The sequence below is a fragment of the Paenibacillus sp. BC26 genome (assembly GCF_900116125.1).
Taxonomy (GTDB): Bacteria; Bacillota; Bacilli; order Paenibacillales; family Paenibacillaceae; genus Paenibacillus_Z; species Paenibacillus_Z lignilyticus.
In genome coordinates this window covers 326,031-338,270 of record NZ_FPAD01000005.1, presented here as the reverse complement: position 1 = coordinate 338,270, position 12,240 = coordinate 326,031, and the positions used below count along the sequence as shown (strand labels likewise).

At 53.7% G+C, this 12,240-nt stretch carries 8 protein-coding genes; 7 read left to right on the top strand and 1 reads right to left on the bottom strand.

Annotated elements, in window-relative coordinates; translation table 11 throughout:
* Nucleotides 1–29: 29 nt before the first annotated feature.
* Nucleotides 30–926, top strand: a complete 897-nt coding sequence (locus tag BM412_RS27515; RefSeq protein WP_091224896.1) for an AraC family transcriptional regulator — start codon at nucleotides 30–32, stop codon at nucleotides 924–926.
* A gap of 96 nt (nucleotides 927–1,022) precedes the next feature.
* Complete coding sequence (locus BM412_RS27510; RefSeq protein WP_091224895.1) at nucleotides 1,023–2,375, top strand: hypothetical protein; 1,353 nt, start codon at nucleotides 1,023–1,025, stop codon at nucleotides 2,373–2,375.
* 859 nt (nucleotides 2,376–3,234) lie between these two features.
* On the opposite strand, the gene BM412_RS27505 is transcribed toward BM412_RS27510, so the two are convergent.
* Nucleotides 3,235–4,893: a glutamine--tRNA ligase/YqeY domain fusion protein gene (locus BM412_RS27505; protein ID WP_091224894.1), complete on the bottom strand. Its 1,659-nt coding sequence runs from the start codon at nucleotides 4,891–4,893 to the stop codon at nucleotides 3,235–3,237.
* Between the two features lie 155 nt (nucleotides 4,894–5,048).
* Between BM412_RS27505 and BM412_RS27500 the strand changes: the two genes are divergently transcribed.
* From BM412_RS27500 to BM412_RS27480, 5 genes are all read left to right on the top strand, one after another.
* Nucleotides 5,049–5,573 carry a MarR family winged helix-turn-helix transcriptional regulator gene (locus tag BM412_RS27500; protein WP_091224893.1) on the top strand — a complete coding sequence of 175 codons (525 nt, stop codon included), beginning with the start codon at nucleotides 5,049–5,051 and terminating at the stop codon, nucleotides 5,571–5,573.
* A gap of 6 nt (nucleotides 5,574–5,579) precedes the next feature.
* Nucleotides 5,580–7,310, top strand: a complete 1,731-nt coding sequence (locus tag BM412_RS27495) for an ABC transporter ATP-binding protein (RefSeq protein WP_091224892.1) — start codon at nucleotides 5,580–5,582, stop codon at nucleotides 7,308–7,310.
* Nucleotides 7,307–9,277, top strand: a complete 1,971-nt coding sequence (locus tag BM412_RS27490) for an ABC transporter ATP-binding protein (protein WP_091224891.1) — start codon at nucleotides 7,307–7,309, stop codon at nucleotides 9,275–9,277. The genes BM412_RS27495 and BM412_RS27490 overlap by 4 nt, the downstream gene beginning before the upstream one ends.
* Nucleotides 9,278–9,446: 169 nt before the next feature.
* Complete coding sequence (locus tag BM412_RS27485; RefSeq protein ID WP_091224890.1) at nucleotides 9,447–11,018, top strand: FMN-binding glutamate synthase family protein; 1,572 nt, start codon at nucleotides 9,447–9,449, stop codon at nucleotides 11,016–11,018.
* A 112-nt stretch (nucleotides 11,019–11,130) separates the two neighbouring features.
* On the top strand, nucleotides 11,131–11,664 hold the full coding sequence (locus tag BM412_RS27480) for a YceI family protein (protein ID WP_091224889.1): 534 nt from the start codon (nucleotides 11,131–11,133) through the stop codon (nucleotides 11,662–11,664).
* The last annotated feature ends 576 nt before the right edge of the window (nucleotides 11,665–12,240 follow it).

Below are 12,240 nucleotides of genomic sequence, written 5' to 3'. Positions count from 1 at the left end.
AGTAGATTGCAGCCAGGGAGGCAACGCAGATGGAAGAACAAGATCTCCTCACGACGCTTAGTCCTTATGTTCGCACAGCTATGGCAAGCATCGTCCCCGCCGATTGGTCGATATCCGCGCGGCAAATTTGGGATTACGAGCTTCTATACTTGCAGGAGGGACGTTTGCTTGTAACAGTGGAAGGTGTTGCGTACGAAGGAGTTCCCGGCGACATCTTCTTGTTTAAACCGCGGCAGTCGCATTCCATTCAGGTGCTTGGCGGCGGGGCCATAAGCCAGCCTCATGTGCACTTTGACCTGATCGAGATGCCGGACAGCCCGGAGCTGTCGGTGTCCTTCCAGATGCCGAGCCACATGACAAAGGAACAGCTGGCATGGTTTCGGCCGGACCGGATGTCAGAGGGAGCGCTCGCGCTGCCAAGCCATATTCGGCTCCGTCAGCCGAAGCGGTTCGAGTCCATGCTGCTGGAATTAATCGAGGAGTTTCAGATGCGTTTGCCGCTCTATGAAACCTCTTGTAAAGGATTGCTGCTCTCTTTGCTCACCTACTTGATCAGGCAGCATGAACTCGGAATGAATCAGCCGGGTACGGACATGCAAGCCATTCGCCGTCATCTTCACTCCAAATGGGACTGCGAGATTACGCTGGAGGAGCTTTCTGAGCGCTTTAACATCAGCAAGTACTATATGCTGCGCACGTTCAAAAAGCACTATTTGACGACGCCGATCCAGTACCATCGACAGATTCGAATCGATCAAGCCAAACAAATGCTGCGTTATACCAATCTCTCCATTCAGCATATTGCCGATCACTTGGGCTTCGGCAGTATTCATGCGTTCAGTCGCGCCTTCAAGGTGGCCGAGGGTATTCCTCCAATAGCCTTCAGAGCGAAGAACAGTCCGAGTGCGGAAGAGTTGAATAGTTGATTTTGACAAAAAACGAGATTGTTTAGACCAAGAAATTCTCCCTTAGAACTTATATAATCGTACGTAAGTACAACTTTCATAAGGGAGTGTCGCGCATTGAACAGAGTCGTTATTGACAATAAAGGCATACCGCCTCTTGCCGGAATATGTTCTTATGAAGAGGCTTGCAAGCCCGGATTTACCGTCGACCAAAGCGTGAATCTGCTGAAGCGATTCAACTTTATTGCCAAGAACCTCAATCAAATCTTGTCCGCGCATCTGGCAGCTGTACCTGAATGGGAAGTGAAATGCGCGTTTGGCTATCATCTGTGGCTCGATGCCGAGCACAGTGCCGCCATTCGCAAACGGGTCTCTGAAATGCGCGAGCCTCCTCTTCATCTTGATCAAGATCCGGATGAGCAGCTGCGCATCTGGCTGGATGAAGCGATTCGCGCGGAGAATACGGTGGAGCTGCTCACCGGGATCTACCGGGTCATTCGACCGGAAATCGCGAAAGCGCTGTCCCAATATATTGCGAATATGAATAAAATGACGGAGCATCCGACTTATCGCCTGCTTCGCGGCATGCTGCAGGATGAAGAGGAAATGATCGTCTGGGGAGAAGCGGCTCTGACCGCGTTAATCGATTCGCCTGAGCAGGCGGGAATCGCAGCTGATTGGGAAGCTCATCTGCGCGCATTCTTGCTTGCTGCCGGCGGCGTATCCGGGGATCTCGATGCTGTCGTTTGCGAAGCTGCCCCGCGTTCCGACGGCCAACGCTACGAGATGGACCCGATGCCTCGCAGAGACGAGCGTTTCATCGACCCTTACAACACCTCCGCCAAGATCGATTCTTACTTCTGGGATGAGAACTGCTCGCCCGAAGAGCGTGCGTACTCCCTCATCTATAAGCGGCTTCGCGAGATGGACGTACCGGAGTGGATGGGACCGATTCTGTACAAAACGGAAGGCAAGCCGTGGGAATATTACACCGATCTGAGCCGCCAGCTTTGGGATGAAACCCGCCATGCGATGCTTGGGGAAATCGGCCTCTACTTCGGCGGCGTACCGTTCTATAAGTACCCGATTCATATGGGATCTTCGGTGATTCTCAATACCGAGTTTACCCCGCAGGAGGCTCACCTCATCCTGTGGCGGATCGAACAAAGCCTCATGCCTAAACATACGGGCAAGCAAAAAGAGTGGGAAATCGCGAAGGACACCAACAATCCGATTTCGCTCCTCATCCAAGATTACGATTGGGCCGACGAGGTGCTCCACGCCCAAATCGGACGCAAGTGGCTCGTTCCGGACTACGGCAGCTTAGCAGCCATGACCGAAAGCGGCGACCAAGCCATGAAGGCATGGGGCCAAGCGAACGTCAAAACGGCCGACTGGTCCGAGCAGGCCGAGTGGTGGCCGCAGTTCATGGAGGAAATCCGCGCAAACGAGCTGACGAGGAAAGGATAGGAATTAGGCGCCCCGCTGGTTTGGGGCGCTTTTTTTTGGCGCGGCCAGCTGGGCGGCTGGCATAAAATGTTGCTCAAAAAGCAACATTCAAGCAGATTAACAGCTCAGTTTGGACAAATGCTGCTCTAAATGCAACTTTTCAGAGGAAACACAACCCGTTCAGCCAGTTTAATAAGTGAATGTTGTATATCAAGCAACATTATAACGACTACCCGCTCTCCAACATTCAGAATGTTGCTGGTTATGCAACATTTTGGGACGATCTTGTCACTTTTGTTTTTGCGAGGCTGATTGGGGCGACCCATGGGCAGCCTCGCCAGGCGATGAGAGTAGGAAAATCCGACTCTCACAGCCGAAACCACGAGAAAATGATGCTAAGAGTCGGGAAATCCGTCTCTCAGCGATCAAACTAACTCCTTCCTGCTGCTTCAGAAACTGAGAGTGCGGAAACTGAACTCTCACCTCCGAAAAACACACTGTCCGTGCTGGTGGCAGAATATCTGCCTACAGCTCCCAGAAAAGGCAAGTTAGTTTGGTTTCGGCGATAGAGCTACTTCTTTAGCGGCATTTCCACTTATGAGCGCCAAATCGACTACGTTTTCGCCAAGATTTTTTAGGTGGGAGAAGCTACTGGAAGAGCACGGTGAGAGCGGCCGCTCTCGGTTACGAAACCGTACAGTTCAAGGTTAGTGTTACTCGGGTTGCGCCAATGAGAGCGAATCCCTTCTTTTGAGCTGCTGGTTTTGCCCTTCATTAGCGGATAGCGACTATCAGCGGCGGCCAACTTCGTAAACAAGCACAAATAAGGGGCTGGCTACACAAGTCATCAACAATGACTTGCGAGCCAGCCCCATTATAGTTAAGCCTTCGGATCAAACGAGCTCTTCAGCGACACGATGCGGTTGAAGACAACCTTCGATTCGCTGGTATGCTTCGGATCTACGTTGAAGTAGCCGTGGCGGAAGAATTGGAACTTGTCCTGTCCGCGCGCTTCCTTCATGTTCGGTTCGACAAAACCTTGCAGCACGTCGAGGGAGTTCGGATTAATGCGCTCGAGGAAATCCTTGCCCTCATCATCCGGATTGTCGAGCAGCAGCGGCTCGAACAGGCGGAATTCCGCCGGTACCGCTTGGGAAGCTTCCACCCAGTGGATGGTGCCTTTCACTTTGCGGCCGGTGAAGCCCGATCCGCTCTTCGTCTCCGGATCGTACGTGCAGCGCAGTTCCACGACGTTGCCGGCTTCGTCCTTCACTACCTCTTGGCATGTAATGAAGTAAGCATGCTTCAAGCGGACTTCGTTGCCCGGGAACAACCGGAAGTATTTGTTCGGCGGGTTCTCCATGAAGTCGTCCTGCTCGATATAGATTTCGCGCGAGAACGGAATTTGGCGGCTGCCCATCTCTTCGTTCTCCGCGTTATTTTCGGCTTCAAGCATCTCCACTTGCCCTTCCGGGTAGTTGGTGATGACTACTTTCAGCGGTGCAAGCACGGCCATCGTACGCGGCGCCTTCAGCTTCAAATCCTCGCGGATGAAGAATTCCAGCATCCGCTCGTCCACTACGCTATAGGCACGCGCTACGCCGATTTCGCGGCAGAACGCACGCAGCGATTCAGGCGTGAAGCCGCGGCGGCGGAGGCCGCTGATCGTCGGCATGCGCGGATCGTCCCAGCTCTCGACGACGCCTTGGTCGACGAGCATTTTGAGGTAACGTTTGCTCATGATCGTGTTCGTCACGTTCAAGCGGGCAAACTCGTATTGACGCGGCTGCGATTCCATCTCGCACTCGATAATCGTCCAGTCGTACAGCGGACGGTGATCTTCGAATTCCAGCGTACAGATCGAATGCGTTACGCCTTCAATCGCATCGCTGATCGGATGCGCGTAGTCATACATCGGATAGATGCACCAAGCATCGCCTGTCCGGTGGTGATGGGCATGCGCAATGCGGTACAGCGCAGGGTCGCGCAGGTTGATATTCGGCGAGCTCATGTCGATTTTGGCACGCAGAATCCGTTCGCCGTCCTTGAATTCGCCTGCACGCATACGAGCGAACAGATCCAAGTTCTCTTCCACGCTGCGGTCACGGTACGGGCTGTTTTTGCCGGGCTCCGTCAACGAGCCGCGCATTTCGCGCATTTGCTCGGCCGTCAGGTCGCAGACGAACGCTTTGCCTTTCTTGATGAGAAGTACCGCACGTTGATAGAGCTCCTCGAAATAATCCGAAGCAAAACGCAGGTCATCCCACTCAAAACCAAGCCAAGTCACGTCCTCTTGGATCGATTCCACATATTCCGTATCTTCTTTCACCGGATTCGTATCGTCAAAACGCAGGTTGGTTTTCCCGCCGTATTCGTCGGCAAGCTCGAAATTCAAACAGATCGATTTGGCATGGCCGATATGCAGGTAACCGTTCGGCTCCGGCGGGAAGCGGGTAATAACCTCGCTGACTTTACCGGCTTTCAAATCTTCAGCCACGATATTTTTAATAAAGTTAGAGGATGATGTCTTGTTCTCCATTGCGACCAACCTTTCCTACCTAAAATCTTATCCTACTATCATACACAATTTTCAGAGTGTTTATAAATAGCAATCTTGACATTCCATTGGCGAAATAAATATACTTAGGTTAGCTAACTAAAATAAATGCATGATGCAAAAAAGGAGCACTTCCTATGCAAGGTGATAACGAGCACGACCGCGGCACTGCCCACCAGCTTATCCGCGCATTCCGACAGCTCAAGCATATTCCGTTTAAGAACCGCAATCCGATCGAGAACTGTACGCCAAGCGAGACGATGACGCTGTTTACCATCGGAGGAGCCATGCGCTCCAATCCCGCCGGACTGAAGGCATCGGAGCTCAGCAGCCTGATGAATGTCGCCTCGCCGACGATCACGCAGACAGTCAACGTGCTCACGGCAAGAGGTCTGCTTGAACGCAGCGCGGACCCTAGCGACCGCAGGGTGGTACGGATTAAGCTGACGGAGGAAGGCGCTAGGCTGACCGGTCTTGCACGGGCTGCCATGCATGCCCGGATGAATGGGCTGATCGAACATCTGGGCGAGGATCGTGCAGCGCTGCTGGTAGAATTGCTCGATGATGTTTTCGCGTTCTATCATGGCGAGCGACCAGAGGAATATTCCGTATGGTGCAAGGACAATCCCGGCAAACCAATCCATTCCAAAGAGGGTGAATAGCCAACTATGATGAAACTGCTTCGTATGCTGCGGCCTTACCGTATCCCTGTTTTATTCGTTCTGTTATTCGTATTCCTTCAATCGTTATCCGATTTGTATCTCCCTACGCTGCTCGCCGACATTGTCGACAAAGGCGTCGTGCAAGGCGATAACCCGTACATTTGGCGGATCGGCGGCTTGATGCTGCTCATCGCGCTGGGCGGCGGAATCTGCTCGATCGGTGCCAGCTACTTGTCCGCTAAGGCGGCGGGCGGCTTCGGCCGAGACTTGCGCAGTCGTGTCTTCGGGCATGTAGAGAAGTATTCGTTGCACGAATTTGACCAAATCGGCACCGCTTCCCTCATTACGCGGACGACCAATGACATTACCCAAGTTCAGCAAGTCCTCATGATGATGATGCGGGTCATGGTTATGGCCCCGATGATGTGCTTCGGCGGGATCATCATGGCGCTCTACAAAGACGTCAACCTCTCGCTCATTATTATTGCGATTGTCCCGATTCTCGCACTCATTATCTTATTGATCGTAAGCCGGGGTGTTCCCCTGTTTAAAGCGATGCAGAAGAAGATCGACAAGCTTAACCTCGTGCTCCGCGAAAATCTTACCGGGATCCGCGTTATCCGTTCCTTTAACCGGATCAACCACGAGCAAGGCCGCTTCAATGATGCCAACGGCGATCTGACCGATACGTCGATCAAAGTGAACCGGATCATGGCCTCGCTTATGCCGGCGATGATGCTGGTTTTGAATTTCGCCAGCCTTGCCATCGTCTGGTACGGCGGCCTTCGTATCGACAGCGGCCATATGGAGGTCGGAGACTTGATGGCCTTCATTCAATACGCGTGGCAAATTATGTTCGCGCTGATCTTTGCCTCGATGATGTTCGTGATGATTCCGCGCGCTTCCGCTTCGGCGACTCGGATCAACGAGGTGCTGAACATGGTGCCGGATATTACGGACCCTAATGCAGCTTCTTCGGCAAAAGCAGTTGCAAACGGCGAGCTTGCGTTCAACGATGTATCCTTTCATTATCCGGGTGCCGAAATGCCGGCGCTCTCCAATATTTCATTCCGCGCAGGCCGCGGCGAAGTGACCGCCATTATCGGCGGCACAGGCTCCGGCAAATCTACGCTGATCAATCTCATTCCGCGCTTCTATGACGCTTCAAGCGGCAGCATTACGATTGGCGGCATCGATGTGCGCGACATGTCGCAAGAAACGCTGCGTTCCATGATCGGCCTCGTGCCGCAGAAGGCGGTGCTCTTCACGGGTACCATCGCCGAGAACATTCGTTTCGGCAAAGAAGATGCGACGGACGAGGACATTCGCCACGCAGCCGTTGTAGCGCAAGCCAGCGACTTCATCTCCGAAATGAAAGAAGGTTTCGGCTCGCCAATCGCGCAAGGCGGTACCAACGTATCCGGCGGCCAGAAGCAGCGGCTGTCCATTGCCCGCGCGCTCGTTCGCAGGCCTTCGGTTTATTTGTTCGACGACAGCTTCTCCGCGCTCGACTTTAAGACCGATGCCAAGCTGCGCGAGGCGCTTCGCAGCGAAACGACGGATGCGACGGTCTTGATCGTCGCGCAGCGGGTCAGCACCGTCATGGATGCCGACCGGATTATCGTGCTGGATGACGGCCAAATCTCGGCGATCGGCACCCACCGCGAACTGCTGCACGCGTCCACCGTCTATCGCGAAATCGTCACGTCACAGCTGTCAGAGGAGGAAATCGCATGAGTGAACTACAGAAAGGCCCTGCAGGCGGCGGTCCTGGCGGTCCTCGACCGGGCGCTCCAACCGGCCCGGGTCCAAGTAATTTCGGCTTCGGCCCGGGTCGCGGCGGCCCCGGCGGCATGATGGGCATGCAGGTTCAGAAAGCGAAGGATTTCAAAGGCACCTTGCGCAGATTGACCGGTTATCTGAAGCCTCACCGGACGGCATTGCTCATCGTCCTTCTGACGGCGGTGCTCAGTACCGTCTTCTCGATTCTCGGACCGAAGATCATGGGGAAAGCAACAACGAAGCTGTTCGAAGGATTGATGGGCAAGATTAATCACGTACCCGGTGCAGAAATCGACTTTCATTATATTTGGCAAATCCTTGTTGTACTTGCGGTCTTATATGTCATTAGTGCATTATTCGGATTCATTCAACAGTATGTCATGGCAAGCGTGGCGCAGAAGACCGTATACGATCTTCGCAAGGACGTGAACGAGAAACTGGCACGACTGCCCTTAAAGTTCTTCGATTCCCGCACGCACGGGGAAATACTGAGCCGCGCTGTCAACGACGTGGATAACATCAGCGGCACGCTGCAGCAAAGCTTGACGCAGTTCATCACCGCTTTCGTGACGCTGATCGGCGTTGTCGTCATGATGCTGACGATCAGTCCGCTCATGACGCTCATCACGATTGTGACGCTGCCGCTCAGCTTCCTCGCGATTAAGATGATTGCGAAGCGATCGCAGCTTTATTTTAAAGGCCAACAGAAAGCGCTTGGTGAATTGAACGGCCACGTTGAGGAAATGTACACCGGCCACAATATCGTGAAAGCGTTCGGACATGAGCGCAAATCCGTTGCCAAGTTTAATGCGGTCAATGAAGAGCTGTACCAATCCGGCTGGCGCGCGCAGTTCGTCTCCGGGATGATTATGCCCATCATGGGTTTCATCGGCAACATCGGCTACGTACTGGTCAGCGTCGCGGGCGGCATTCTTGTGCTGCATAAGTCGATTACAATCGGGGACGTGCAAGCCTTCATCTCCTACTCGCGCCAATTCGCGATGCCGATTACGCAAACGGCCCAAATCGCCAACATCATTCAGTCGACGATTGCGTCCGCGGAGCGGATTTTCGAGCTGCTCGATGAGGAGGAAGAAGTGCTGGAAGCAGCAGCTCCGGTTGCCATCGTAAGCAGCCAAGCGGCAGCGGTTGTCGGCAAAGCGATGAAGCCGAAGGGCGACGTGAGCTTCAACCATGTGCAGTTCCGTTATAAAGAGGACACGGCGCTCATCGAAGACATGGATATTCATGTCCGCGCAGGTCAAACGATCGCCATCGTCGGTCCAACCGGCGCCGGCAAAACAACGCTGATCAACCTGCTGATGCGCTTCTATGAGCTCAATGGCGGCAGCATTACCATCGACGGCGTAAACCTGACGCAGCTTCGCCGCGGCGATCTGCGGAGCTTGTTCGGCATGGTGCTTCAGGATACGTGGCTGTTCAACGGGACGATCCGCGACAATATCGCTTACGGCCGCATCGGCGCCTCGGAAGAAGAAGTGGTTGCAGCAGCCCGCGCGGCCTACGCCGATCACTTCATTCGTACGCTGCCTGACGGCTACGACACGATTCTGAACGAAGAGGCCTCTAATATTTCGCAAGGTCAGAAGCAGTTGCTCACCATTGCCCGCGCCATTCTCGCCGACCCTGCCATCCTCATCCTCGATGAGGCGACAAGCAGCGTCGATACGCGGACCGAAATTCATATTCAGCATGCGATGAATCAGCTGATGCAAGGACGAACCAGCTTCGTCATCGCCCATCGCCTCTCGACCATCCGCGATGCCGATCTCATTCTCGTCATGAACCACGGCACCGTGATCGAGCAAGGCACGCACGAAGACTTGCTTGCCGCAGGCGGCTTCTACGCCGATCTGTACGAAAGTCAGTTCAGCAACCGCAAGCGTCAGGATGTCAGCTAGCTTCAAGCCGTCTACTATCTAACCTCCATTCCCACCTTCCCAAGGTGGGGTGGAGGTTTTCTCGTTCTCCCCGTTCTCCAAGGTTGTCCACGACTAAAAAATGGCAGCGAACGGTATACTGAAATGGGAAATTATCACCTGTTAACGATGACAACTGGGGGAGTTCGAGATGGTATCCACGATTCTGATTACAGCCGTTTTCTTGCTTGTTGCCCTGCTGTTGCTTGCTTTCTTCAGCTATATGTACATCCTCTCCAAACGGCCCAAGCATTCCATCATTCGCTCGCATCCGTTTCTCGGCTGGGTCCGTTATTTGCTGGAAAAGCTCGGTCCGGAGTTCCGTCAATATTGGTTCGACAATGATACGGAAGGAAGACCGTTCTCGCGGGCCGATTTCGTCGGCATCGTGTACGCGGCCAAATACCGCACGGATCTCATCTCCTTCGGCGGCCGGCGCGACTACGAGAAGCCCGGCTTCTACTTATCCAATGCGATGTTTCCCAAGCTGACGAGCGAGCTTAAGGTCGACAACCTCCAGCTTGTACCCGGAAGAAAATACGTCATTACCGATGAAGGACTGTTCACGCGCAAAGAGAAAACAGTCGACGAAAACGTGAAGCGCTGGCTCCTCGCGGATGACGATGTCATCATCGTCGGGCAAGATCGCCCTCAGCCATGGCGGCTTAAGGGCATGTTTGGCGCATCTGCCACTTCCTTCGGCGCTGTGGGCGAGAACTATATCCAATCGACCGGCAGCGGCGCAGCGATGGCCGGCGGATCCTGGATCAACACGGGCGAAGGCGGCGTTGCCCACGTTCACCTGGCAACAGGGGCAGATGTCGTTTCCCAGATAGGCCCGGGGATGTTTGGCTTCCGAGATAATTCGGGCAAATTCTCCATAGACGAGTTCAAACGCAAAGCGGAGAATCCGAACATCAAAGCGTTCGAACTCAAATTCCATCAAGGCGCCAAGATCCGCGGCGGACATCTTGAAGGCTCCAAAGTGACAGAGGCGGTAGCGGCGGCAAGGCTCGTCCCTGTCGGCCAGACCGTCAATTCGCCCAATCGGTTCGAGCTGCTGACGAGCCCGGAAGAAGCGCTGCGATTCATCGGCTCCTTGCAGGAGGCCGGAGGCAAACCTGTCGGTATCAAAATCGTTGTCGGGGATCCGAAGCGACTGGAGCCATTATTCTCGGCAATGCTGGAGCTGGACATCTATCCCGACTTCATAACAGTCGACGGCTCCGAAGGCGGGTCCGGCGCCACGTTCAAGGCGATGGCCGACGGCATGGGACTGCCGCTGTATGCGGCGCTTATCATCCTTGACGACACCGCCCGCAAATTCGGCGTTCGCGAGCGCATTCGCATCTTCGCCTCCGGCAAGCTGATCACGCCGGACAAAGTCGCGATCGCCCTCGCGCTCGGAGCTGACTGCGTCAATTCGGCGCGCGGCTTCATGATGGCTAACGGCTGCATCATGGCGCTGCAATGCCACACGGGCAAATGCCCGACAGGCATTACGACAACCGATGCGAAGTATCAAGCCGCTCTTGCGCCTGAGGAGAAGCAGTGGCGCGTCATGAATTATATTTTGCAGCTGAGGGAAGGGTTGTTCTCGCTGTCTGCGGCATGCGGTCTCGACAGTCCGCGCGGATTGCGACGGGAGCATGTTGTATTCACGACTGAAAGCGGCCAAACGACTCGAATCGCCGATTTGTTCCCTTATCCGGAGCCGCAGTAATGCGGTAGGATTTTTCTGACATTCGTATTGACAAAGACCTTCTTCCTCGAATAAACTTACTATATAATATTAAGCTTATTATTAATTGTAAGTAAATTTAGGAGGTCAATTCATGTCTTTGTCCAAATGGATCGTTGATGCAAGCCACAGTAGCGTTGATTTCACAATCAGACATATGATGATTGCTAAAGTTAAAGGTACGTTTCATGAATTTAATGCCGTAATCGAAGCGGATCCTACGGATTTGACTACAGCAAACATTGAATTTAACATTGCGCTTAGCAGCATCGACACTCGTAATGCCGATCGCGATAACCACCTACGCACAGGTGATTTCTTCGATATCGAGCAATACCCGACCCTATCCTTCAAATCGACATCCATTAGCAAAACAGATGACGGCGAATATAACGTTACCGGCGATCTGACTTTGCACGGCTTGACTCGTACAGAATCGTTCGCCGTTACTTACGAAGGCAGCGGCAAAGACCCATGGGGCAACGAGAAAGTCGGCTTCAGCGGCAAAGGTGCTTTCAAACGCAGCGATTACGGCCTGACTTACAACGCAGCGCTTGAAACAGGCGGCGTTCTAATCGGCGACGAAGTGAAATTCACGATCGAAATCGAAGCTTCGAAACAAGCTTAATTTCATTGCAATAGGATGACAGCTGGGGTTACCCAGCTGCCATTTTTATATTCCGGTCAACCTCCAGCACATGAACGCTCCTGCGTGACGCCCACCCGCCCCCGCCTGCGGAATGCTTAACTTCCCCTCACTAACCCCCTTGCCGACACGATGGCCGCCCCGCCTCGCCTGCAGAGCTCGTCCACTCCTTGCCACCTATCCCCCCCCTTGCCTCCTATCCACTTCCAGCACCCATTGCCGACCCGAATTGCTGCAATCTGTGCAACATTCTCGGGGAAATTGAGCTCGCGTAAATGAAATGTTGCGCATTTTACAACATTTCCATCTCATCTGGCCCGTTAGCTCCCGATTTTCTTAGAAATGTTGCAATTTACGCAGCATTTCGCCTCCTCCACCCATTCCGAGAGGTGAAATGTTGCATATTACGCAGCATTTGCAACATGCTCCCCCCTCGCCCCCATGCAGAACTATTCCACTCCTCGCTTCCTGTCCACTCCTTGCCTCCTATCCACTTCCAGCACCCATTGCCGACCCGAATTGCTGCAATCTGTGCAACATTCTCGGGGAAATTGAGCT